Source organism: Limnospira fusiformis SAG 85.79 (assembly GCF_012516315.1).
GTDB classification, from domain to species: domain Bacteria; phylum Cyanobacteriota; class Cyanobacteriia; order Cyanobacteriales; family Microcoleaceae; genus Limnospira; species Limnospira fusiformis.
In genome coordinates this window covers 6,014,856-6,037,891 of sequence record NZ_CP051185.1, presented here as the reverse complement: position 1 = coordinate 6,037,891, position 23,036 = coordinate 6,014,856, and the positions used below count along the sequence as shown (strand labels likewise).

Sequence of the window (23,036 nt, the reverse complement as noted above, 5' to 3'; positions counted from 1 at the left end):
GTTGATATATGCTATTTAAATCTGGATTTGGGCAAGGGGCTGACAAACTCTACCCCACCCCTCCTCAGTATTTCCCAATCTCCGTTTTTTGTCCACCGCACTACTGTTGAGGGAATGGCAGACCCTGACTCTGGGGGAGCGTCCTTTAAGGTCAGAACTTCTGGAAACTGCCTATCTATATCAGCCGTGGTTAATAGGGGTGGTTGTCCCGAAAGATTAGCGCTAGTGGTAGCCAGTGGGCCAGTACGTTTGAGGATTTCTAGGGCAATTTCACACTTAGGAACCCGTAAACCAATGGTGGTTGGATCGGTGGGATTAACGGCTGGGGGAACTGCTGAAGATGCTGGTAACACTAGGGTTAAGGCTCCTGGCCAATACTGACGGGCGATTTGCTGCCAGCATTCTAATTCCCAGGCTAGGCTATCTACAAACTGCCATAGACTTTCGGCTGTAGCCCCCATCAAAATTAATGGTTTATCGGGGGGGCGTTGTTTGGTCTGAAAAATGGCTTCAGCCTTGTCTGGACGGGCTGCTAAGGCGGGTACTGTGTCTGTGGGAAAGGTGATCACGGCAACCCCTGCGATCGCTGCTTTAATTAGTTCTTCTTGGGAGACTTTAGCCATTATTGATGATAGTTGGGTAAGATTCGTCGGGTCACTGACGCACCAAATCCATCATATATCCAATTAATCATGATTTCCCCATCATTAATGGCGGTCGATTTTCTACCCAATTTCGGGGTGGGACTTACTGGACAACCGATATGGTAGGATTGACATATAGTAGGGGTATCATATCATGGCAAACCGAACTGTTTTGGGTGTATCGATCGCGATCGCCATCGTCGCGGGTGCAGGGGTCTGGGTGAAACAACAGCAGCAGGAGGCGATCGCACAAGCCCGACTGTTGACAGACTCCGTGGGGGCGGTGGAAACCCTCTCCGGTTACGATAGTCTTTCTGCCGCTCATGACCACCTACAAGGGGCGATCGCACGCCTAGAAAATGCCCCGAAATTTCCCAGACAGTCCGAGTTGGAAGAACTGACTTTTTTACGTTCCCAGTTACAGGTTGTTCAACAAAAGCTGGAACCCGAACAAAAAGCCCGCCAAAATTACCAGGAAGCCATCACGCGAGCCATGTCCGCCTCGCAACTCGTGCAGAACCCCCCCCACCCCCCTGCGGTTTGGGAAGAGGCGCAACGCAAATGGCAGCAGACGATCGCCCAATTGGAAAGCATCCCCCAGCACTCCTCCACCTTTGCAGAAGCCCAGGGGAAACTGAAAGAATATCGGGACAATCTGGCGGTGGTGAGCCAATATGTCATGCGATCGCACCAGGCGGTAGAATTGAACAATCGGGGCATGGAGAAAATCCAAGCCGGGAATTATAGTGCTGCGATCGTCACTCTCAGTCAGGCTGTAGAACTGAATCCCGCCCTGATGGAGGCTTACCTAAATCGAGGTTTTGCCTACGCAGCCATGGACAGCCACCAATCAGCCCTCTCCAATTATACTACAGCAATTCGGGTGAATTCGTCAAGCCCTGAACCATACTATTTTCGCGGGGAAGAATACCTGCAATTAGGGAGGTTTGAAGAGGCTTTGACCGATTACAATAAAGCGATCGACCTAGACCCAAATCGAGCGAATGCCTACTTAGATAGGGGGTTAATTCATTATCAACTCGACCACCTGGAAAAAGCCGCCGCCGACTTCAGCAAAGCTGCCGAATTATTGAACCACAGCCAAGAACCCGCCCTCAAGCAATTGGCATTTAATCTCGCCCGAGATATCCGCGCCACCTTGGAAGTAGACCCCGTGGAAACCGAACAATCAGCCACCTCATCCTCAATGGTAGCAGAAGAAATGGAACCCGAAGAACCCGAGACAATTATTCTTTATCGCCAAAGGCGGGTCAAAGCCAACTATAGAAGTCTTCCTTCTACAGTTACCCGGAGTCGGTCTAGTTCCGGGAGTCGGTCTGGTTCCCGGAGTCGTTCCCGCCGCCGATAATCACACCCGGAAACCCCCTTTATTCCTAGTAATTGATGGTCAGTAATTAGTCGCCGTGCGTCCGAGGAAATGGTGTTTATATTCCCCCCATAAATCCCGGTTATCACGCACCCTACTGATATTTACCTCCCGCCAATTATACCATCAAAAACCCCCTTTTTCCCAGGTGGGGGATTGTCAATAATCTAGTCGCCGTGCCGTTGACTGCGTGGGGGAAATCCGCTACAATGTTAATTAATAACTCCGATGTGTGGGATGGGGTGTAAAACCATGATTGTTGAGATGTTGTCATTATTTGCTAGTGCTGGGTTGGGAGTCGTCGGTTCCGAATGTCATAAGTGGGCGCAGCGTAAGGCTGGGGAACGTAATCATGACATTGAAAAAGCACTGCTAACAGCCCATGAGCGCATCCTAAATGATATTTGTGGCTGCTGTGAGAAAACACCGGAATGGAAGCGTAATCAACCCTTAATTATAGCACGAATTGACCAGATTAAGCAGGATGGGCAACAAATCTTAATAATCGTTGAAGGGGAACAGCCCCAAGGCAGTGAGGGAAGTTGGCAAGGCAGTGAACTGAAGGCAATTCAGACTAAATTGATGCAGCGGCTAGAAGCCGAACACCAGTGGCTAAGGGAAGCGCCCCCCGTGTTGCTGAACACATTTCGCAACTTATATTTACCCGGATTAGTGCATTATTTCCGCTTAGAAATAAAATATAATCAGGTAGTTTTTAATACCTTAACCCACGATATTCTGACCGACATTAGCGGGAAAGTGGGGAATATCGACCAGGAACTCCAGCAAATTCGGGGGAGAATTGATGAGGGAGTGGATACATTTATCGCCTCTTGTCAGGGGTTAGATGAACGGTTTAATCAATTGCTGAAAACCTTAAAAGGGACTGCCGCCGTTCCCGCAGATTTTGCCGCTTTTATTGAGGAAAAAACCCAGGAGTTTTTGGGGAGGGAATTCGTCTTTAATGCCATTGAGGAATTTTGCCGAAGACAAGCCAATGGTTATTTTATCATAGAAGCCGACCCCGGCGTGGGTAAGAGCGCGTTGTTAGCGCGATATGTGCAGCAAACGGGATGTTTGGCTTATTTTAATATCCTGTCAGAAAACCGCACCAGCACGGAAGATTTCCTGAAAAATATTTGCGAGCAACTGATGACAAGGTATGGGTTAGCTTATGACTTACCCCTGCATCCTGATAATACCCGCAATGGCAATTTTTTAAGCAAGTTATTAACGGAAGCGGCGGCAAAAACTGACCGTTTAGTGATTGCCGTGGATGCCTTGGATGAAGTAGATTTAAGCACCCAAAATTCGAGGGCAAATGTGCTTTATCTGCCCGAAAATTTACCCAGGGGGGTTTATTTTATCCTCACCAAACGCCCGGAGTTGTTACCTTTGGTAGTGTCGGCACCACAGCAGGAGTTTGATATGATGTCCGATAAATATTATCAAGCCAATTTAGAAGATATCCGACGGTTTATTCGGTATCGCTGTCAACGGGAACCTATCCAACGCTGGCTGACTGCCCAAGGAGTGACAGAGGCGGAATTTATCGACTTTTTGGCAGAGAATAGCGAAAGCAATTTCATGTATTTAAAGTATGTTCTGAATGACATTGAGAAGGGGAGATATGCCGATTTGAACTTGGCAAATTTGCCCAAGGGTTTGGAACAATATTATGAGCAACATTGGCGGCGTATGGGAATGGTGACCAAGCCGTTACCTCGGACGAAGTTGAAAATCATCTATTTGTTGTCAAAAACTTGTAAACCTGTGTCCTGCGATTTGTTGGCGGATTTTGCGGAGGAAGACCCGTTAACGGTGCAGGATGTTTTGGATGAATGGGAGCAGTTTTTGCGCCATCGAATTGTCGAGGATAATGAGGTTTATAGTATTTACCACAAGAGTTTTCAGGACTTTTTATTCAAGAAGCGAACGGTACAAAAAGCGGGGATATCTTTGCGGGATATTGAACAGGCGATCGTTGATAATTTGTGGGCGGGTTTGTATGGTTCAGATGAGAATTAGTAGGTTATGTGAACCCAGGAAACCCAACATATTAGAGCGATCGCATTAGGAGTAGGTTTGGTGAACCCAGGAAACCCAACATATTAGAGCGATCGCATTAGGAGTAGGTTTGGTGAACCCAGGAAACCCAACATATTAGAGCGATCGCATTAGGAGTAGGTTTGGTGAACCCAGGAAACCCAACATATTAGAGCGATCGCATTAGGAGTAGGTTTGGTGAACCCAGGAAACCCAACATATTAGAGCGATCGCATTAGGAGTAGGTTTGGTGAACCCAGGAAACCCCACAAAAACTTAATCACCCCCAGCCTAGCCGACTGTGTTGGGTTTCGCGATCGCTCCACCCAACCTACTATAAATTGTTCTATTTCCACCCATGAATTATGACCAGCTTTATTGAACGGCTCAACAAATTATATCCAGAAAAGCGGCGCTATGCCTTAGAAGAAATCCCTAAGCATCTCGTTAACACCGCCCAAACTGCACGGCTGCACCAATTGCTGACGGATTTTGACTTTATGCAGGCAAAACTGGCGGAGTGCGGGGTGCAAGCGTTAATAGAAGATTACGATTTGGCGATGAGTTCGGATGTCTTGCTGAACCCGGAACAGACGGAAACCCTGCAATTAATCGCGGGGACGTTGCGGCTATCGACTCATATTTTAGAACCGGATAAGACCCAACTAGCGGGGCAACTTCTGGGGCGGTTGCAGTCTTTTGATCATCCAGAAATTGTGGCTTTATTGGAACAGGCGAAACAAGCCCAGAAAAAACCCTGGTTTCGTCCCCTCACAGCTAATCTCACCCCTCCAGGGGGGCCACTAATTCGCACCCTCACCGGGCATAGTGACGAGGTAAATGCAGTAGCGATCGCTCCCGACGGGAAACGAGCCGTCTCAGCATCGGGGGATAACACCCTGAAACTGTGGGATTTGGAGACGGGGACGGAACTGGCTACCCTCACCGGGCATAGTGACGAGGTAAGAGCAGTAGCGATCGCCCCGGACGGGAAACGAGCGGTCTCGGCATCCTGGGATGACACCCTGAAACTGTGGGATTTGGAGACCGGGACGGAACTGGCTACCCTCACCGGGCATAGTAGCTGGGTACTAGCAGTAGCGATCGCCCCCGACGGGAAACGAGCCGTCTCGGCATCCTTTGATAACACCCTGAAACTGTGGGATTTGGAGACGGGGACGGAACTGGCTACCCTCAGAGGGCATAGTGGCCCGGTAAATGCAGTAGCGATCGCCCCGGACGGGAAACGAGCGGTCTCGGCATCCGGCTCGTTGTTCGGTTCAGAGGATAACACCCTGAAACTGTGGGATTTGGAGACGGGGACGGAACTGGCTACCCTCACCGGGCATAGTAGCGGGGTAAATGCAGTAGCGATCGCCCCCGACGGGAAACGAGCGGTCTCGGCATCAGTGGATAAAACCCTGAAACTGTGGGATTTGGAGACGGGGACGGAACTGGCTACCCTCACCGGGCATAGTAGCTGGGTAATGGCAGTAGCGATCGCCCCCGACGGGAAACGAGCGGTCTCGGCATCAGTGGATAAAACCCTGAAACTGTGGGATTTGGAGACGGGGACGGAACTGGCTACCCTCACCGGGCATAGTAGCTGGGTAATGGCAGTAGCGATCGCCCCGGACGGGAAACGAGCGGTCTCGGCATCTAAGGATAAAACCCTGAAACTGTGGGATTTGGAGACGGGGACGGAACTGGCTACCCTCACCGGGCATAGTAGCGGGGTAAATGCAGTAGCGATCGCCCCCGACGGGAAACGAGCCGTCTCGGCATCCTTTGATAACACCCTGAAACTGTGGGATTTGGAGACGGGGAGGGAACTGGCTACCCTCACCGGGCATAGTAGCTGGGTAATGGCAGTAGCGATCGCCCCGGACGGGAAACGAGCGGTCTCGGCATCCGGCTCGTTGTTCGGTTCAGAGGATAACACCCTGAAACTGTGGGATTTGGAGACGGGGACGGAACTGGCTACCCTCACCGGGCATAGTAGCGGGGTAAATGCAGTAGCGATCGCCCCCGACGGGAAACGAGCGGTCTCGGCATCCGGCTCGTTGTTCGGTTCAGAGGATAACACCCTGAAACTGTGGGATTTGGAGACGGGGACGGAACTGGCTACCCTCACCGGGCATAGTAGCGGGGTAAATGCAGTAGCGATCGCCCCCGACGGGAAACGAGCCGTCTCGGCATCGGATGATAAAACCCTGAAACTGTGGGATTTGGAGACGGGGACGGAACTGGCTACCCTCACCGGGCATAGTGACACGGTATGGGCAGTAGCGATCGCCCCCGACGGGAAACGAGCCGTCTCGGCATCCAGGGATAAAACCCTGAAACTGTGGGATTTGGAGACGGGGACGGAACTGGCTACCCTCACAGGGCATAGTGGCGGGGTAAATGCAGTAGCGATCGCCCCGGACGGGAAACGAGCGGTCTCGGCATCCGATGATAAAACCCTGAAACTGTGGGATTTGGAGACGGGGAAAGAGTTAGCCACCTTTACCGGGGATGGTGTGATGCTTTCCTGTGCGGTTGCACCGGATGGGGTGACGGTGGCGGCGGGGGATAGTTCAGGGGTGGTGCATTTTCTGCGGTTGGAGGGGTTGAGGGGTTGAGAAAGGGGGTTTCTGAGTTGCCGAATTAGTAGCAGGAAACCCCACATATTAGGAGAGCGATCGTACCAGGAGTAGGTTATGTGAACCCAGGAAACTCCACCAAAACTTAACCACTCCCAGCCTAGCCGACTGTGTTGTGTAAAGCGATCGCGAAATCCAACCTACTATAAATTGTTCTATTTCCACCCATGAATTATGACCAGCTTTATTGAACGGCTCAACAAATTATATCCAGAAAAGCGGCGCTATGCCTTAGAAGAAATCCCTAAGCATCTCGTTAACACCGCCCAAACTGCACGGCTGCACCAAGTGCTGACGGATTTTGACTTTATGCAGGCAAAACTGGCGGAGTGCGGGGTGCAAGCGTTAATAGAAGATTACGATTTGGCGATGAGTTCGGATGTCTTGCTGAACCCGGAACAGACGGAAACCCTGCAATTAATCGCGGGGACGTTGCGGCTATCGGCTCATATTTTAGCCTCGGATACAACCCAACTGGCGGGGCAGCTTTGGGGGCGGTTGCTGTCCTTTGAGAATCCAGAAATTGTGGCTTTACTGGAACAGGGAAAACAATGGCGTGGAAAACCCTGGTTTTGTCCTCTCACAGCTAATCTCACCCCTCCCGGCGGGCCACTAATTCGCACCCTCACAGGGCATAGTGGCGAGGTACTAGCAGTAGCGATCGCCCCGGACGGGAAACGAGCCGTCTCGGCATCCTGGGATGACACCCTGAAACTGTGGGATTTGGAGACGGGGACGGAACTGGCTACCCTCACCGGGCATAGTGACTGGGTAAATGCAGTAGCGATCGCCCCGGACGGGAAACGAGCCGTCTCGGCATCCGATGATAACACCCTGAAACTGTGGGATTTGGAGACGGGGACGGAACTGGCCACCCTCACCGGGCATAGTGGCTGGGTAATGGCAGTAGCGATCGCCCCCGACGGGAAACGAGCCGTCTCGGCATCGGATGATAACACCCTGAAACTGTGGGATTTGGAGACGGGGACGGAACTGGCTACCCTCACCGGGCATAGTAACACGGTATGGGCAGTAGCGATCGCCCCGGACGGGAAACGAGCGGTCTCGGCATCCGGCTCGTTGTTCGGTTCAGAGGATAACACCCTGAAACTGTGGGATTTGGAGACGGGGACGGAACTGGCTACCCTCACCGGGCATAGTAGCGGGGTAAATGCAGTAGCGATCGCCCCGGACGGGAAACGAGCGGTCTCGGCATCGGGGGATAACACCCTGAAACTGTGGGATTTGGAGACGGGGACGGAACTGGCTACCCTCAGCGGACATAGTTGGTGGGTAAATGCAGTAGCGATCGCCCCCGACGGGAAACGAGCGGTCTCGGCATCGTGGGATGAAACCCTGAAACTGTGGGATTTGGAGACGGGGACGGAACTGGCTACCCTCACAGGGCATAGTGACCCGGTAAATGCAGTAGCGATCGCCCCCGACGGGAAACGAGCGGTCTCGGCATCCGATGATAAAACCCTGAAACTGTGGGATTTGGAGACGGGGACGGAACTGGCTACCCTCACCGGGCATAGTCGCTGGGTAAATGCAGTAGCGATCGCCCCGGACGGGAAACGAGCGGTCTCGGCATCCAGGGATAACACCCTGAAACTGTGGGATTTGGAGACGGGGACGGAACTGGCTACCCTCACCGGGCATAGTGGCGGGGTAAGAGCAGTAGCGATCGCCCCGGACGGGAAACGAGCGGTCTCGGCATCCTATGATAAAACCCTGAAACTGTGGGATTTGGAGAGGGGGACGGAACTGGCTACCCTCACCGGGCATAGTAGCAGGGTAACAGCAGTAGCGATCGCCCCGGACGGGAAACGAGCGGTCTCGGCATCGGAGGATGAAACCCTGAAACTGTGGGATTTGGAGACGGGGACGGAACTGGCTACCCTCACCGGGCATAGTGGCCAGGTACTAGCAGTAGCGATCGCCCCCGGCAGGAAACGAGCCGTCTCGGCATCGGATGATAACACCCTGAAACTGTGGGATTTGGAGACGGGGACGGAACTGGCTACCCTCACCGGGCATAGTGGCGGGGTAAATGCAGTAGCGATCGCCCCGGACGGGAAACGAGCGGTCTCGGCATCCTATGATAACACCCTGAAACTGTGGGATTTGGAGACGGGGACGGAACTGGCTACCCTCACCGGGCATAGTAGCTGGGTAGGGGGAGTAGCGATCGCCCCCGACGGGAAACGAGCGGTCTCGGCATCCAGGGATTACACCCTGAAACTGTGGGATTTGGAGACGGGGAAAGAGTTAGCCACCTTTACCGGGGATGGTGCGATGTCTTCCTGTGCGGTTGCACCGGATGGGGTGACGGTGGCGGCGGGGGATGAGGCGGGGGTGGTGCATTTCCTGCGGTTGGAGGGGTTGAGGGGTTGAGAAAGGGGGTTTCTGAGTGGCGGAATTAGTAGCAGGAAACCCCACATATTAGGAGAGCGATCATACCAGGAGTAGGTTATGTGAACCCAGGAAACTCCACCAAAACTTAACGACTCCCAGCCTAGCCGACTGTGTTGTGTAAAGCGATCGCACCAGCCAACCTACTAGAGTCCGAGTGTGTTGTGTAAAGCGATCGCACCAGGAGTAGGTTATGTGAACCCAGGAAACCCGACCAAAACTTAACCACTCCCAGCCTAGCCGAATGTGTTGGGTTTCGCGATCGCTCCACCCAACCTACTAGAGTCAGAGTGTGTTGTGTAAAGCGATCGCACCTGCCAACCTACTAGAGTCAGAGTGTGTTGTGTAAAGCGATCGCACCTGCCAACCTACTAGAGTCCGACTGTGTTGTGTAAAGCGATCGCACCTGCCAACCTACTAGAGTCCGACTGTGTTGTGTAAAGCGATCGCACCTGCCAACCTACTAGAGTCCGAGTGTTTTGTGTAAAGCGATCGCTCCACCCAACCTACTAGAGTCCGAGTGTGTTGTGTAAAGCGATCGCACCTGCCAACCTACTAGAGTCCGAGTGTGTTGTGTAAAGCGATCGCACCAGGAGTAGGTTATGTGAACCCAGGAAACCCCACAAAAACTTAATCACCCCCAGCCTAGCCGACTGTGTTGGGTTTCGCGATCGCTCCACCCAACCTACTAGAGTCCGACTGTGTTGTGTAAAGCGATCGCACCAGCCAACCTACTAGAGTCCGACTGTGTTGTGTAAAGCGATCGCACCAGGAGTAGGTTATGTGAACCCAGGAAACCCGACCAAAACTTAACCACTCCCAGCCTAGCCGACTGCGGGACCCTGCGTGGTGCATTACGATAAGTGGTGTGTACCGCCCGCTATCCTTTTCACCAGTCAACCAGTAAGGCCGAAGGCCGTAGAGTGTCAAATCTTTGGGAAATGCGATCGCCTTACCTCTCAACTCACCTACTGGAAAATGGAAACCTGGGAAACTTTTTGGCAACCTACCTTCTACAGTTAGCCGTCGGAGATGCGATCGCCCTACCTCTAAAACCAGCCAACTCACCCACTCAGCGGAGCCTTAAAACCAGCCAACCTGACGGGATGCGATCGCCTAAGTATTCCCAAGGCAACCGCAATCCCCCATCAGTTAACAACATTAGAACGGGAAAGATGATTTTTTAGATTAGCAATCATCTAATGGCAACTTTAACTGAATCCCTTGATTTTCCATGAGTTTCAATACAAATAGAATGCAGTCAAGTTCATTGGGTGGAATCAAAAACCATTCATTATTGAATTTATATTTTTTAAAAAAACGATGAAATTCTTTTTCAAAACTATTAGGCAAGTTACATACTGCCAATAATATTAATCGGCGAGGGTTCCCAGTCTGTAATTGTTTTAGTCTTTTTTGGGGGTGTTTGGAGAAACCAATTTTGCAGTATGGTCTATCTAAAATCATGTAAATCATTAGAGTGTTTTGCCTCGATTTATTTAACACTCCAATAATAAAATGAGTCTTATTTCTGTTATGAGCACAATCAGAGTGCTTAATTTTGTTTTACCTCCCCAAGACTCGCCGCCTCAACAACCTCTCCTGTCACCGGTGAACCGCCCAAAAAAGAGGCGACCACAAGCGCGATCGCCTCTCCCCATTCCCCAATCGTCAAACTGCAACTACTTTCACTTTAGACCGGCGGCGTGTAAAATATTCCCATAGGTCTCACCTATCCTTAGTAGACGGTCGCCCACTTCTCCGAATAGGCGATCGTCTTCTCAAAACAACTGCGCCGCCTGGTGACGACAAGACAAGGCACTAGGTATTCAACCCGAAAAGCGATCGCTTTCCACTTTTGGGGCAAAGAAGATTTAAAAACCAGCTCATTGCGCTTCCTGCCTTTCCCTGTATTCCTGCCTAAGTCTTTCGGTTCTCTCTCTCTCTCTTTCCATATTTCTTAACCACTTAGCTGCTTCTCTTTCAATATTTGTTGGCCGACTCTCAAATTGATATACACTCCACATCTCCCAAATCCCACTCAAGAGAACAAGTGTAAACATGATACCTAAAATTATCATGCCGATTTTCTTCGGTTCTGCCATTAGTTTATTAGAAACTCTACAAATACTATTATATTATGTAGAGATGTTCAATAAGCGGCGTGTAAAATATTCACATAGGTCTTACCTATCCCTAGAAGACGGTCGCTCACTTCGTGGCTGTTTTAGGGAAGAGCTTTCTCATTACCTGGGTTGCTTTAGGTTGGAGAACATTAATATCAAAACTCGTGATATACTGTGAGGCGATTATTAGTAGAAGTGTAGCAAGTGGAAACATAATAGTTCTGATTGTTTTTGACCCTAAATCTAGGCTCAAAAGTAACCCATAGATTAGTCCATAAATCGGTCTATGAAATAGGTATATAGCATAACTAATCGTCGCAAAATACTCAATTTTCTTAGATGCTTTTAGCATTAATGGAGTTACGAGTATCCCCAAATTCAGAAAAAATATTGTCCATACAAAAATGTACAAATAAAATTTTATGTCCTGCCAATCAATCAAAAAAGTGTGAGTCCCAATTAGATTCTGTCCATAAAAAATCCTAAAAAGTAAAGAAGCAGTTAGAGACAAAAACAGAGTCAATCTAATGTAGCGTCTTAAAAACAAAAAATTTGGATCAAATTTACCTACAATCACGCCTGTTAAGAAAATAGGATAATTCATGATAAGCCTGTTATCAATAATATGGATTGATTGATTCTTGAAAAATATTTTCAGCAAAATCGCCGATACAAAAAGTAATATGTTTAGAGCCAAAAACTTTTTAAAGTTCAATTTGCTCATTAGACTAAAAAGTAAATAGTAGATTACCAAACCACCAATATACCAGAGAGTTGGGCTCCTAGAAACGTAACTACTTCTTAGAACTAGATGTAGACCTAAAAAGTGAGCTATTACCGTAGTGGGTAATGGAGAAAAATCGAAATTATGAAAAATTGACAGAAAATGAAATATTACAATAAAAGCAAGAAGAGATAACCAGTAAAGAGGGAAAATCCGAACAAGTCTTTTCTGAAGAACTTCCCATCTGGTCTGATTAGACTGATTATTGTTTTGAGAGCGTTGACAAAGAAATCCTGACAGATAGAGAAACAGACCCACACCAATAGATCCCGGGAATTTCATCAGTTGGTTAATATGAGGAGACCAACCTAGATAAGCCGTTGCATGGCTGGAGATAACCAAAGCAATAGCTAGGACTCTTAACAAGTCGAGTTCTAAAAATTTTTTTCGCGATTGAAGGGATGACATCGGGTCATCACGATGTTCACTCTTAACCATTGTTGAAATCTCTAAGTGTTCTTTTATAAGATGCCCGCAATTTTGGGGAATGTCAAGAGAGCAATTCTGTTAATCGACAGACTCACCTTAACTAAAGCAACTCCGTTTAGCCTTTTATACCATGAGTTCTCCACGATTTTGGTTTACGCCCCTGACCATTCCCAGCACCGGCAGTAGAAGGAACAGAGCGGACAGAAGCCCCGGACAGAACAGAGGAAACTTTAGATTGATAATCATAAGCCATTGACAGCCGGGATTGATTCTGTACATTATCGCCAGCAGCCACTGACGGCCGGTATTGATTCTGTACATTATCGCCAGCAGCCACTGACGGCCGGTATTGATTTTGTACGTTATCGCCCACCGGTTGAGAACGACGAAACTTTAGGGGGTAAGACCAGGCCATCGAATCTGAGCTATAGCACAAGACAGAACACTTAGGACGTATAATGGAGAGGACGAGATGACTAAGAAGACCAAAAATGCCAGCCCCCTATAGTTACGACCTCAGACAAAAAGTGATTGATGCCATTGAACTAGACGGTATGCCCAAAACCGAAGCCAGTCAAGTTTTCCATGTCAGCAGGAACACCATTAATCTCTGGCTGCAAAGAAAAGCACAGACCGGAGACTTCCTCCCTAAACCTCATCACCGACCTGGCAATAACCACAAAATTACCGACTGGCAAAAATTCAAGGCTTTTGCCCAAGAGCATGGCGACAAAACAGCAGCTCAAATGGCTGAACTTTGGGATGACGACATCTCTCCTCGCACCATATCCAGAGCCTTGAAGAAAATTGGCTTCACCAGAAAAAAAACTTACGGCTACCAAGAACGTGATGAGCAACAGCGAGAGGAGTTTATGGCTCAGATTGAACAGATGGAGCCGGAAGAAGTGGTCTACCTCGATGAAGCCGGCATGAATAGTCAGGACTCGGATTACCCTTATGGTTACTGCGAGGAAGGAAAACGCTTCCATGCACTCAAATCAGGGAAGAGGCAGGGCAGGGTAAGTATGATAGCCGCATGGTGTCATCAACAACTCTTAGCTCCCTTTAGCTTTGAGGGTTGTTGTCATCGGACAGTGTTTGAGTTGTGGTTGGAGTTCATCTTAATTCCAACATTGAAGCCAGGTCAGACTCTAGTATTGGACAATGCAACGTTTCATAAAGGGGGACGGATTGCTGAACTGGTGGAGGCAGCTCAATGCCGTTTACTCTATCTACCGCCTTATTCGCCAGACCTCAACAAGATAGAGAAATGTTGGTCGTGGCTGAAAGCCCGTATTCGCCACTGCACGTGAGCAGTTTGATTCTCTCCATGATGCCATGGATTCCGTTCTCAAAGCTGCGTCCTAACCACCTTGACTAATGCCATGCCACATCTCGTAGACCCGCCATTTCCCGCCAAGGAATCATGGGGTATTGTTGACGAAATTCAGGGGATAATCGTTTAGTTGCTTCCCCAACAATAATAATCCTATATAAAATAGCCGCCTGTTTTTCATCATCTTGTTGCAAGTCTTCTTTTTTGATATCCTCAACATAACTAATAATCTGCTGGATAGCCTTTAGAATATCTATTAATGCCTGTTTATCCTTGGCCATAGATGACCTCTGCTGAATTGAGGATGCTCTGGCGACGGAGAACATTATGACTATTGAGAATACTTTGTTGGGTGATGAGATCAACAGGACGATTAAAAAGAGTAGAGAGTTGTTCTCGCATTTGAATAAACTCTAAACCCCAAGAGTGATTAGGCTGAAAGGTGACTAAAATATCTACGTCACTATTGGCGTTAAAGTCATCTCGGAGAATGGATCCAAATAGGGCAAGTTCAACTATCTGCCAACGTTGGCAAAATTCAGCCAGTTGTTGAGGGGTAATTCCTAGGCGAGCATAAATTTGGCGATCGCTTATTTTGGTAGTCATTTAACCTCATCCTGAGAGTCAAGCGGGATATCTTGCTGTTTCAGAATTGGCTGAAAAGCAGGGAGGGGCATATATGCCGATTTACTGACATAGCCCACCGTCAAACGCCCGGTTTTAAACAGTTGAGCCATTTAAGCTAATTATAGCATTAGGAGTAGGTTGGGTGAACCCAGGAAACCCCACCAAAACTTAACCACTCCCAGCCTAGCCGACTGTGTTGGGTTTCGCGATCGCTCCACCCAACCTACTAGAGTCCGAGTCTGTTGTGTAAAGCGATCGCACCAGGAGTAGGTTATGTGAACCCAGGAAACCCGACCAAAACTTAACCACTCCCAGCCTAGCCGAATGTGTTGGGTTTCGCGATCGCTCCACCCAACCTACTAGAGTCCGACTGTGTTGTGTAAAGCGATCGCACCTGCCAACCTACTAGAGTCAGAGTGTGTTGTGTAAAGCGATCGCACCTGCCAACCTACTAGAGTCCGACTGTGTTGTGTAAAGCGATCGCACCTGCCAACCTACTAGAGTCAGAGTGTGTTGTGTAAAGCGATCGCACCAGCCAACCTACTAGAGTCAGAGTGTGTTGTGTAAAGCGATCGCTCCACCCAACCTACTATAAATGGTTGTGGTGGGAGATGTCTTGGGCGGAGTTCATTTTCTACATTTGCAAGGAATGGAAAGCCAAAGGTCACAATGCAAAACAGTCACCAAAGAAAACCGGAAGTCTGAAATCAGTCGATAAAGCAAGCGTAAACTGCCTGTTACGGGAGAGAATAGCCAATATTATTTTGTCACATCAGCAGGAGGTTAAACTTTGCCGTATCAAGTTATTATCTCGCCAACCGCTGCCGACCAGATCCGGGAGTTGACGGCGCGACAACGGAGTATGGTACTCGAAGGGATTTCTCAACAACTCACCAGTCAACCTACTGTGGAAACCCGCAACCGGAAGCTAATGCGTCCTAATCCCTTGGCATCTTGGGAATTGCGGATTGGGCAGTTGCGTGTGTACTATGATGTAGAGGAAGAGCCGGAGGCTATTGTGGAAATTTTGGCGGTTGGCATCAAGGACAGAAATCAAGTTAGATTCGGCGATCGCTTATGGGAGGAAACAGATGAAGACTCTTAATTTATCGCAAGCTACAGCCCCGTTAACCGAATATATGGCAACCCTCGATCGCCAACCTTTGATCATCACAGTTGACGAACAACCTCAAGCGGCGCTAATGTCGATTCGGTTAGCTGATGAATTGACCCACAGTTTTAATTCTCATCCTGAGTTTATCGCTAAAGCCGCCGGACATCTCGAAGCCAATGGCGGCGAGTTCAGGGTTGAGGCTGTTCATTCCGGGCGATCGCTTGCTGATTATATCCAACAGATGAGCGATCGACCAATCATCATCACCGTTGACGCTCAAGCCACTGCTGTCCTGATTCCGATTCGGGATGCGGATCTAGAAACCGCGAGTCTGAGTTTGAATCCTAGTTTTATCGAGATGTTAACAGAATCGCGAATTAGACTCAAAACAGAAGGCGGGATATCATTGGCACAACTGAACCAAGAATTGTCAGATTGCCATTCCCCCACTTAAACCATCGAGTTGATGGCGCGGTTAAATCTCCCTGAATCACGCGGCTACAGGCGTTTGTATCTAGCAGATACACCATTAAAACTCCAGAGGCTGACGAGTCTCATAAACCATGTTTAGACAATCCTCCAGGTCATCACCAGACCAAGTTCCGGCGTGTCTCAGTAAAGAGCGATCGCCAGCCGGACGAAAGGGGGCAGAGTTGTCTGGAGATGGGGACTGGGGTGGGCGAGAGAGCAAGAATTTAATCCAAGATTTGCTTTATATCTTAGGACAATAAGGTACAATACCCCAAAAGATTCGCAACTCAATAATGAGTATACGGTCAAACCCCAGACCATGCCAAATTTCCCTGACGACATACTCATCAAGTTGGATTCTTCATGGTAAAATCCAATCATGCCTTACAAAGCTTTCCGGACAAAACTAAAACTCAATGACCGTCAAGCCACCTTGATGGCCAAACACGCGGGGTATGCTCGATTTGTGTTCAATTGGGGATTACACTTATGGATGTCAGCTTATCAAGAGGGACTCAAGCCTAACGTCAACTCCATCAAAAAGGTTTTTACGAATTATGTGAAACCTCAATATCCTTGGATGTCCGAATTGTCTTCTAGAGTTTATCAATATGCCTTCATTAATCTAGGGGATGCCTTTAAGCGCTTCTTCAAAGGAATAAGCAGTTATCCTAAATTTAAGAAGAAAGGCCACCATGATAGCTTTACCCTTGACAATTGTGGCAAACCATTCAAGTTGTCAGGAACTCGCCATAAGCTGCCTTTTGTGGGCTGGGTTTCTACATTTGAGGCACAACCCGAAAGTTGGGTTAAGAAAGTCACCCTAACGCGCCAAGCAGGTGACTGGTATATTAGCTTTTTCGTAGAAATCACGCCAGAAATTACACCGAAATATCGAGAGAGAATCGGGGTTGACCTAGGAATTAACAATTTGGCGACTTGCTCCGATGGGACCCAATTCTCTAATCCCAAGGCTTATAAAGCAGCCACCCAAAAACTAGCTCGATTACAACGTCATTTAAGTCGCAAAGTCAAAGGCTCGAAAAATTGGGCCAAATGTCTCTTAAAAGTTCAAAAGCTACATCAAAGAGTAGCAAACATTCGGCGGGACACGATTCATAAAATAACTACTTTCTTGGCTAAGAACCACAGCCAAGTAGTCATTGAAGATTTGAATGTGTCAGGTATGCTGAAAAATCATTGTTTGGCGGGTTCTATCGCTGATGCTTCATTTTATGAGTTCCGTCGTCAACTAGGTTACAAGGCAGAACGTTATGGTTCAAAGTTGATTATTGCGGATAGATTTTATCCATCCAGTCAACTGTGTTCTAATTGCGGTTATCGTCAAAAAATGCCCCTAGTCCGTCGGACTTTTGAATGTCCAAACTGTGGCCTGAAGATTGATAGAGATTTGAACGCCAGTATAAATTTAGAAAAATCGCCTGGTTCAGACGATTACACTTGTGGACGGGGTGCTGCCGACAGTCCCGGACGAAGCCAGAAATAAACATCAATATCCGGCTATGTCCGGTTTTGTTTAAGTTTTATAGAGCAGAACTGTCACCCGCACTTGGCATCCTGCTAAGGCATCGGAATGGCTGACAATTTCTTCCCAAATTCCCTCGATTTCTAGTGGTTTTCCGGTCATACAATTTCCCCTTGAATAATTACGCTTAAATTCACTATAGCCAAGGTTATATGAACCCAGAGCGATCGCACCAGGAGTAGGTTATGTGAACTCCGTAAACTCCACAAAAACTTAATTACCCCCAGCCTAGCCGAATGTTTTGTGTAAAGCGATCGCACCTGCCAACCTACTAGAGTCCGACTGTTTTGTGTAAAGCGATCGCACCAGCCAACCTACTAGAATCCGACTGTGTTGTGTAAAGCGATCGCACCAGCCAACCTACTAGAGTCCGAATGTTTTGTGTAAAGCGATCGCACCAGCCAACCTACTAGAGTCCGACTGTGTTGTGTAAAGCGATCGCACCAGCCAACCTACTAGAGTCCGAGTGTGTTGTGTAAAGCGATCGCACCAGCCAACCTACTAGAGTCCGACTGTGTTGTGTAAAGCGATCGCACCAGGAGTAGGTTATGTGAACCCAGGAAACCCCACAAAAACTTAATCACCCCCAGCCTAGCCGACTGTGTTGGGTTTCGCGATCGCTCCACCCAACCTACTAGAGTCCGAGTCTGTTGTGTAAAGCGATCGCACCTGCCAACTTACTATAAACTAAGCCGATTTCTTGTCGGTTACTGTCGCAATTGGCGGGAGAAATTTCGCTGACGGTGCAGGGGATACTCGATGAGTGGTCGCAGTTTCTCCGCATTCAAAGGAAACCGGGTGAAAAACCACTGTACAGTATTTACCACAAGAGCTTTAACGATTTCCTCTATCGTCAGGATATCGTGGAGGAGGTTGAATCTTGGGTGGCACCGATACAAGAGCAAATTGCGGATAAATCATGGGAAATGCTTTATGGTCAGGATTAACCCCAAAAAGCTCGTCTTTTTTCCAGAAGTTGGGGGGATAATTCCTCTAACCTTGGTTAACCTTACCAGTCCTAAGTTGAACAATGGGTGAACTCAAAGACCGATTAGCTAAAATACCGAGAGAAGACGGACGGTGGCTGTTAGAAACCTTGCCCGGAAGTTTGTGGCGTGCCTCCCAAACTGCACGGCTGCACCAATTGCTGACGGATTTTGACTTTATGCAGGCAAAACTGGCGGAGTGCGGGGTGCAAGCGTTAATAGAAGATTACGATTTGGCGATGAGTTCGGATGTCTTGCTGAACCCGGAACAGACGGAAACCCTGCAATTAATCGCCGGGACGTTGCGGCTATCGGCTCATGTTTTAGCCTCGGATACAACCCAACTGGCGGGGCAACTTCTGGGGCGGTTGCTGTCCTTTGAGAATCCAGAAATTGTGGCTTTATTGGAACAGGCAAAACAAGCCCAGAAAAAACCCTGGTTTCGTCCCCTCACAGCTAATCTCACCCCTCCCGGCGGGCCACTAATTCGCACCCTCACCGGGCATAGTGGCTGGGTATATGCAGTAGCGATCGCCCCCGACGGGAAACGAGCCGTCTCGGCATCCTCGGATAACACCCTGAAACTGTGGGATTTGGAGACCGGGACGGAACTGGCTACCCTCACCGGGCATAGTAGCTCGGTACTAGCAGTAGCGATCGCCCCCGACGGGAAACGAGCGGTCTCGGCATCGTTTGATGACACCCTGAAACTGTGGGATTTGGAGACGGGGAGGGAACTGGCTACCCTCACCGGGCATAGTAGCTGGGTAACAGCAGTAGCGATCACCCCGGACGGGAAACGAGCGGTCTCGGCATCGGAGGATAAAACCCTGAAACTGTGGGATTTGGAGACGGGGACGGAACTGGCTACCCTCACCGGGCATAGTAGCTGGGTAAGAGGAGTAGCGATCGCCCCGGACGGGAAACGAGCGGTCTCGGCATCGGGGGATAACACCCTGAAACTGTGGGATTTGGAGACGGGGACGGAACTGGCTACCCTCACCGGGCATAGTAGCTGGGTAAGAGGAGTAGCGATCGCCCCGGACGGGTTCCTAGCGGTCTCGGCATCCAGGGATGAAACCCTGAAACTGTGGGATTTGGAGACGGGGACGGAACTGGCTACCCTCACCGGGCATAGTCTCCCGGTACTAGCAGTAGCGATCGCCCCCGACGGGAAACGAGCCGTCTCGGCATCCTATAAAACCCTGAAACTGTGGGATTTGGAGACGGGGACGGAACTGGCTACCCTCACCGGGCATAGTAGCTTGGTATGGGCAGTAGCGATCGCCCCCGACGGGAAACGAGCGGTCTCGGCATCCTGGGATAGAACCCTGAAACTGTGGGATTTGGAGACGGGGACGGAACTGGCTACCCTCACCGGGCATAGTAGCTGGGTAAATGCAGTAGCGATCGCCCCGGACGGGAAACGAGCGGTCTCGGCATCCTTTGATAACACCCTGAAACAGTGGGATTTGGAGACGGGGACGGAACTGGCTACCCTCACCGGGCATAGTGGCTCGGTATGGGCAGTAGCGATCGCCCCGGACGGGAAACGAGCCGTCTCGGCATCGGAGGATGAAACCCTGAAACTGTGGGATTTGGAGACCGGGACGGAACTGGCTACCCTCACCGGGCATAGTGGCTCGGTATGGGCAGTAGCGATCGCCCCCGACGGGAAACGAGCGGTCTCGGCATCGGAGGATGAAACCCTGAAACTGTGGGATTTGGAGACCGGGACGGAACTGGCTACCCTCACCGGGCATAGTGGCTCGGTATGGGCAGTAGCGATCGCCCCCGACGGGAAACGAGCGGTCTCGGCATCGGATGATAAAACCCTGAAACTGTGGGATTTGGAGACCGGGACGGAACTGGCTACCCTCACCGGGCATAGTAGCTGGGTAAATGCAGTAGCGATCGCCCCCGACGGGAAACGAGCCGTCTCGGCATCGGGGGATAGAACCCTGAAACTGTGGGATTTGGAGACCGGGACGGAACTGGCTACCCTCACCGGGCATAGTAGCTCGGTACTAGCAGTAGCCATTACCCCGGACGGGAAACGAGCGGTCTCGGCATCCTGGGATAAAACCCTGAAACTGTGGGATTTGGAGACGGGGAAAGAGTTAGCCACCTTTACCGGGGAGGCTGCGATGTCTTCCTGTGCGATCGCACCGGATGGGGTAACGGTGGCGGCGGGGGATGAGGCGGGGGTGGTGCATTTTCTGCGGTTGGAGGGGGTGTGAGAAACCGGATTTCTCTAATCAGCTTCGGGAAAAAGGTGCGGTTCGCAGCAACCCGGTTTCTAGGCTGTGGGTTGCTGAGTGAGGTGTTAACAGATCGGCTAAAATCCTGATTAGATAGCCATTAGAGACAAACGATGAAGATTAAAGCAATGATTTGGCCAGAAGATGAAGTCCAGGTTCAGTACCCGCCCTTCCCAATTGTCACACCTGGGCATCGAGCTATGAAGAGTTGTTAGAAATGCTTGCAGATGCAGTTCTTTCTTTGGCTGGAAGTGGCGAGTGAACAACAGGAAGTCACCCCAGAAAAACAGTTCATTGAGTTATCTTTATGAAATCGATTTCTGGTAAAGCACTCTGTAAAATTGTGGAACAACAGGGTTGGCAGCTAAAACGAATCACAGGCAGCCATCATCTCTATACGATCGGTTAGGGGGGCAAGAAACGCTATGTCTCTGGCTCCCAATCTTCCCACTGTAAACCCTCTACTCGACTAAATTCACGGACATTGTGGGTTACTAGGGTGAGATGATGTGCCAGGGCGATCGCCGCAATTTGTAAGTCATAAGACCCGATAGGAGTCCCCTTAAATTCCAATTGCGATCGGATTATGCCAAATAAATTTGCCGCCACATCATCAAAGGGAAGAGAGATAAATTGCGAGAGAAATTCTGTCTGTAACCTGAGATTTTTTTCGGGATTGGCACTTTTCATAGAACCGTAAAAAAGCTCTGCTTTGACGACTGAACACACAGCAACTTCTTTGCGATAAAACTCCAATCTCTTCTTCAGAGCTAAGTTCTTGCCGCGTAAATAGATAATGCAGCTATTTGTATCCAGCAAAAATCTCATATAATCGGTTGGCGATCGCCTTGTTCGGGTTGGGGATGGCGGATAAATGTTTCATCGTCAATACAGCCATAGTATTGCTCCAGGGAATTGTCTTCGTCTCCAGGGGTGCTTTCTAGTGTGGGTGTTGCCTCTGGAAAAGGCAGCGGAGTTGGCTGCAAAGATTCCACCAGGAGTTTGAGCAATGCCCAGCGATCGCCTAGAGGTAAATCTAAGACTTGTTTTTGCAATTGTTGGAAGGTCATAATGGTTAGCGATTATTGAAAGATTTGAGGTTTGATGGTAGCAACTCAAGTTTAGCAAATCTGGATTAAGCTCGATGGTAAGAGCGTGAAACGAAGCGATCGCGCTCCCAGCCTAGCCGACTGTGTTGTGTAAAGCGATCGCACCAGGAGTAGGTTGGGTGAACTCCGTAAACCCAACAAATCAGTAGGTTATATGAACCCAGGAAACCTGACAAAAACTTAATTACCCCCAGCCTAGCCGACTGTGTTGGGTTTCGCGATCGCACCAGCCAACCTACTAGAGTCCGACTGTGTTGTGTAAAGCGATCGCACCAGGAGTAGGTTATGTGAACCCAGGAAACCCGACCAAAACTTAACCACTCCCAGCCTAGCCGACTGTGTTGGGTTTCGCGATCGCTCCACCCAACCTACTAGAGTCCGAGTCTGTTGTGTAAAGCGATCGCACCAGGAGTAGGTTATGTGAACCCAGGAAACCCGACCAAAACTTAACCACTCCCAGCCTAGCCGACTGTGTTGGGTTTCGCGATCGCTCCACCCAACCTACTAGAGTCCGAGTCTGTTGTGTAAAGCGATCGCGCTCCCAGCCTAGCCGACTGTGTTGGGTTTCGCGATCGCTCCACCCAACCTACTAGAGTCCGAGTCTGTTGTGTAAAGCGATCGCGCTCCCAGCCTAGCCGACTGTGTTGGGTTTCGCGATCGCTCCACCCAACCTACTAGAGTCCGAGTCTGTTGTGTAAAGCGATCGCCAGCCCTAGCCGACTGTGTTGGGTTTCGCGATCGCTCCACCCAACCTACTAGAGTCCGAGTCTGTTGTGTAAAGCGATCGCGCTCCCAGCCTAGCCGACTGTGTTGGGTTTCGCGATCGCTCCACCCAACCTACTAGAGTCCGAGTCTGTTGTGTAAAGCGATCGCGCTCCCAGCCTAGCCGACTGTGTTGGGTTTCGCGATCGCTCCACCCAACCTACTAGAGTCCGACTGTGTTGTGTAAAGCGATCGCACCAGCCAACTACTAGAAAGTTGCGGCGGGGGATGGGTTGATGGGTTGAGAAAGGGGGTTTCTGAGTTGCCGAATTAGTAGCAGGAAACCCCACATAGTTGAGTTATCTTTATGAAAACGGAAAAAGTGATAAACTAGACCAAAATGCCTAA

At 49.5% G+C, this 23,036-nt stretch carries 32 protein-coding genes; 12 read left to right on the top strand and 20 right to left on the bottom strand.

The window, feature by feature from the left end; translation table 11 throughout:
• Window positions 1-11: 11 nt before the first annotated feature.
• Window positions 12-623, bottom strand: a complete 612-nt coding sequence (locus tag HFV01_RS28160; RefSeq protein ID WP_006622554.1) for an L-threonylcarbamoyladenylate synthase — start codon at window positions 621-623, stop codon at window positions 12-14.
• Between the two features lie 175 nt (window positions 624-798).
• On the opposite strand from HFV01_RS28160, the gene HFV01_RS28155 reads away from it, so the two are divergent.
• Both HFV01_RS28155 and HFV01_RS28150 read left to right on the top strand, forming a co-directional pair.
• Window positions 799-2,013 (top strand): tetratricopeptide repeat protein, encoded by a 1,215-nt coding sequence (locus HFV01_RS28155; protein ID WP_193520642.1) that lies wholly within the window; start codon window positions 799-801, stop codon window positions 2,011-2,013.
• 270 nt (window positions 2,014-2,283) lie between these two features.
• A complete protein-coding gene (locus HFV01_RS28150) occupies window positions 2,284-4,059 on the top strand; it encodes a P-loop domain-containing protein (protein WP_193520641.1) in 1,776 nt (591 codons plus the stop codon).
• A gap of 239 nt (window positions 4,060-4,298) precedes the next feature.
• Here HFV01_RS28150 and HFV01_RS31500 read toward each other — a convergent pair whose 3' ends face one another.
• Window positions 4,299-4,433 (bottom strand): hypothetical protein, encoded by a 135-nt coding sequence (locus HFV01_RS31500; protein WP_273247939.1) that lies wholly within the window; start codon window positions 4,431-4,433, stop codon window positions 4,299-4,301.
• A 9-nt stretch (window positions 4,434-4,442) separates the two neighbouring features.
• On the opposite strand from HFV01_RS31500, the gene HFV01_RS28145 reads away from it, so the two are divergent.
• Window positions 4,443-6,701 carry a hypothetical protein gene (locus tag HFV01_RS28145; RefSeq protein WP_193520640.1) on the top strand — a complete coding sequence of 753 codons (2,259 nt, stop codon included), beginning with the start codon at window positions 4,443-4,445 and terminating at the stop codon, window positions 6,699-6,701.
• A 195-nt stretch (window positions 6,702-6,896) separates the two neighbouring features.
• Window positions 6,897-9,119 carry a WD40 repeat domain-containing protein gene (locus HFV01_RS28140; RefSeq protein WP_193520639.1) on the top strand — a complete coding sequence of 741 codons (2,223 nt, stop codon included), beginning with the start codon at window positions 6,897-6,899 and terminating at the stop codon, window positions 9,117-9,119.
• A 121-nt stretch (window positions 9,120-9,240) separates the two neighbouring features.
• On the opposite strand, the gene HFV01_RS28135 is transcribed toward HFV01_RS28140, so the two are convergent.
• The 3 genes from HFV01_RS28135 to HFV01_RS31495 form a co-directional block, all read right to left on the bottom strand.
• Complete coding sequence (locus HFV01_RS28135; RefSeq protein WP_193520638.1) at window positions 9,241-9,408, bottom strand: hypothetical protein; 168 nt, start codon at window positions 9,406-9,408, stop codon at window positions 9,241-9,243.
• 238 nt (window positions 9,409-9,646) lie between these two features.
• Window positions 9,647-9,817 (bottom strand): hypothetical protein, encoded by a 171-nt coding sequence (locus HFV01_RS28130; protein WP_193520637.1) that lies wholly within the window; start codon window positions 9,815-9,817, stop codon window positions 9,647-9,649.
• A gap of 8 nt (window positions 9,818-9,825) precedes the next feature.
• Window positions 9,826-9,954 carry a hypothetical protein gene (locus HFV01_RS31495; RefSeq protein ID WP_318286030.1) on the bottom strand — a complete coding sequence of 43 codons (129 nt, stop codon included), beginning with the start codon at window positions 9,952-9,954 and terminating at the stop codon, window positions 9,826-9,828.
• 106 nt (window positions 9,955-10,060) lie between these two features.
• Between HFV01_RS31495 and HFV01_RS28125 the strand changes: the two genes are divergently transcribed.
• Window positions 10,061-10,324, top strand: coding sequence for a hypothetical protein (locus HFV01_RS28125; protein ID WP_193520636.1), 264 nt, complete (start codon window positions 10,061-10,063; stop codon window positions 10,322-10,324).
• Window position 10,325: 1 nt separating this feature from the next.
• On the opposite strand, the gene HFV01_RS31885 is transcribed toward HFV01_RS28125, so the two are convergent.
• The 3 genes from HFV01_RS31885 to HFV01_RS28115 all read right to left on the bottom strand — a co-directional run bounded on the left by HFV01_RS31885 (window position 10,326) and on the right by HFV01_RS28115 (window position 12,485).
• Entirely contained in the window at window positions 10,326-10,604 is a 279-nt protein-coding gene (locus tag HFV01_RS31885; RefSeq protein WP_193520635.1) for a GIY-YIG nuclease family protein, read from the bottom strand.
• A gap of 271 nt (window positions 10,605-10,875) precedes the next feature.
• The gene (locus tag HFV01_RS31490; RefSeq protein WP_318286029.1) at window positions 10,876-11,004 is read right to left on the bottom strand and encodes a hypothetical protein; all 129 of its coding nucleotides are present in this window, start codon (window positions 11,002-11,004) and stop codon (window positions 10,876-10,878) included.
• Window positions 11,005-11,348: 344 nt separating this feature from the next.
• Window positions 11,349-12,485, bottom strand: a complete 1,137-nt coding sequence (locus HFV01_RS28115; protein WP_193520634.1) for an acyltransferase family protein — start codon at window positions 12,483-12,485, stop codon at window positions 11,349-11,351.
• A gap of 482 nt (window positions 12,486-12,967) precedes the next feature.
• On the opposite strand from HFV01_RS28115, the gene HFV01_RS28110 reads away from it, so the two are divergent.
• Window positions 12,968-13,844 (top strand): IS630-like element ISAtsp1 family transposase gene (locus HFV01_RS28110; protein WP_249432974.1). Its coding sequence is split into 2 segments (ribosomal slippage): window positions 12,968-13,780 and window positions 13,782-13,844, totalling 876 coding nucleotides; the frame shifts between segments, so codons are not numbered across the junction.
• A gap of 9 nt (window positions 13,845-13,853) precedes the next feature.
• On the opposite strand, the gene HFV01_RS28105 is transcribed toward HFV01_RS28110, so the two are convergent.
• The 4 genes from HFV01_RS28105 to HFV01_RS28095 form a co-directional block, all read right to left on the bottom strand.
• Window positions 13,854-14,093 (bottom strand): HepT-like ribonuclease domain-containing protein, encoded by a 240-nt coding sequence (locus HFV01_RS28105; protein WP_193520633.1) that lies wholly within the window; start codon window positions 14,091-14,093, stop codon window positions 13,854-13,856.
• Entirely contained in the window at window positions 14,080-14,418 is a 339-nt protein-coding gene (locus tag HFV01_RS28100) for a nucleotidyltransferase family protein (protein ID WP_006669404.1), read from the bottom strand. Before HFV01_RS28100 ends, HFV01_RS28105 begins: the two co-directional genes overlap by 14 nt.
• Window positions 14,415-14,549, bottom strand: coding sequence for a hypothetical protein (locus tag HFV01_RS31485; RefSeq protein ID WP_006669405.1), 135 nt, complete (start codon window positions 14,547-14,549; stop codon window positions 14,415-14,417). Before HFV01_RS31485 ends, HFV01_RS28100 begins: the two co-directional genes overlap by 4 nt.
• 73 nt (window positions 14,550-14,622) lie before the next feature.
• Window positions 14,623-14,790 (bottom strand): hypothetical protein, encoded by a 168-nt coding sequence (locus tag HFV01_RS28095; protein ID WP_193520632.1) that lies wholly within the window; start codon window positions 14,788-14,790, stop codon window positions 14,623-14,625.
• A gap of 439 nt (window positions 14,791-15,229) precedes the next feature.
• On the opposite strand from HFV01_RS28095, the gene HFV01_RS28090 reads away from it, so the two are divergent.
• Window positions 15,230-15,544: a type II toxin-antitoxin system RelE family toxin gene (locus HFV01_RS28090; RefSeq protein ID WP_006669406.1), complete on the top strand. Its 315-nt coding sequence runs from the start codon at window positions 15,230-15,232 to the stop codon at window positions 15,542-15,544.
• Window positions 15,531-16,007, top strand: a complete 477-nt coding sequence (locus HFV01_RS28085; RefSeq protein WP_006669407.1) for a hypothetical protein — start codon at window positions 15,531-15,533, stop codon at window positions 16,005-16,007. Before HFV01_RS28090 ends, HFV01_RS28085 begins: the two co-directional genes overlap by 14 nt.
• Before the next feature lie 75 nt (window positions 16,008-16,082).
• Here the strand turns inward: HFV01_RS28085 and HFV01_RS28080 are convergent, their stop codons facing one another.
• Window positions 16,083-16,244, bottom strand: coding sequence for a hypothetical protein (locus HFV01_RS28080; protein ID WP_260378567.1), 162 nt, complete (start codon window positions 16,242-16,244; stop codon window positions 16,083-16,085).
• Window positions 16,245-16,403: 159 nt separating this feature from the next.
• Between HFV01_RS28080 and HFV01_RS28075 the strand changes: the two genes are divergently transcribed.
• Window positions 16,404-17,531, top strand: coding sequence for an RNA-guided endonuclease InsQ/TnpB family protein (locus tag HFV01_RS28075; protein WP_193520631.1), 1,128 nt, complete (start codon window positions 16,404-16,406; stop codon window positions 17,529-17,531).
• A 494-nt stretch (window positions 17,532-18,025) separates the two neighbouring features.
• Here the strand turns inward: HFV01_RS28075 and HFV01_RS28070 are convergent, their stop codons facing one another.
• Window positions 18,026-18,196, bottom strand: coding sequence for a hypothetical protein (locus HFV01_RS28070; protein WP_193520630.1), 171 nt, complete (start codon window positions 18,194-18,196; stop codon window positions 18,026-18,028).
• Window positions 18,197-18,289: 93 nt separating this feature from the next.
• Here HFV01_RS28070 and HFV01_RS28065 point away from each other — a divergent pair, with 93 nt between their 5' ends.
• From HFV01_RS28065 to HFV01_RS31880, 3 genes are all read left to right on the top strand, one after another.
• Window positions 18,290-18,517 carry a hypothetical protein gene (locus HFV01_RS28065; RefSeq protein ID WP_192808267.1) on the top strand — a complete coding sequence of 76 codons (228 nt, stop codon included), beginning with the start codon at window positions 18,290-18,292 and terminating at the stop codon, window positions 18,515-18,517.
• 83 nt (window positions 18,518-18,600) lie between these two features.
• On the top strand, window positions 18,601-20,796 hold the full coding sequence (locus HFV01_RS28060; protein WP_193520629.1) for a WD40 repeat domain-containing protein: 2,196 nt from the start codon (window positions 18,601-18,603) through the stop codon (window positions 20,794-20,796).
• 328 nt (window positions 20,797-21,124) lie between these two features.
• Window positions 21,125-21,226, top strand: a complete 102-nt coding sequence (locus tag HFV01_RS31880; protein WP_368663646.1) for a type II toxin-antitoxin system HicA family toxin — start codon at window positions 21,125-21,127, stop codon at window positions 21,224-21,226.
• Between the two features lie 14 nt (window positions 21,227-21,240).
• Here the strand turns inward: HFV01_RS31880 and vapC are convergent, their stop codons facing one another.
• From vapC to HFV01_RS28035, 6 genes are all read right to left on the bottom strand, one after another.
• Window positions 21,241-21,645 (bottom strand): type II toxin-antitoxin system tRNA(fMet)-specific endonuclease VapC, encoded by a 405-nt coding sequence (gene vapC / locus HFV01_RS28055; protein WP_193520628.1) that lies wholly within the window; start codon window positions 21,643-21,645, stop codon window positions 21,241-21,243.
• Complete coding sequence (locus HFV01_RS28050; RefSeq protein WP_006669411.1) at window positions 21,642-21,887, bottom strand: hypothetical protein; 246 nt, start codon at window positions 21,885-21,887, stop codon at window positions 21,642-21,644. Before HFV01_RS28050 ends, vapC begins: the two co-directional genes overlap by 4 nt.
• 234 nt (window positions 21,888-22,121) lie before the next feature.
• Window positions 22,122-22,247: a hypothetical protein gene (locus HFV01_RS31480; protein ID WP_281061167.1), complete on the bottom strand. Its 126-nt coding sequence runs from the start codon at window positions 22,245-22,247 to the stop codon at window positions 22,122-22,124.
• A gap of 7 nt (window positions 22,248-22,254) precedes the next feature.
• Complete coding sequence (locus HFV01_RS28045; RefSeq protein ID WP_193520627.1) at window positions 22,255-22,422, bottom strand: hypothetical protein; 168 nt, start codon at window positions 22,420-22,422, stop codon at window positions 22,255-22,257.
• Between the two features lie 50 nt (window positions 22,423-22,472).
• Entirely contained in the window at window positions 22,473-22,673 is a 201-nt protein-coding gene (locus HFV01_RS28040) for a hypothetical protein (RefSeq protein ID WP_193520626.1), read from the bottom strand.
• Between the two features lie 50 nt (window positions 22,674-22,723).
• Window positions 22,724-22,978, bottom strand: coding sequence for a hypothetical protein (locus tag HFV01_RS28035; protein ID WP_193520625.1), 255 nt, complete (start codon window positions 22,976-22,978; stop codon window positions 22,724-22,726).
• Window positions 22,979-23,036 lie beyond the last annotated feature (58 nt).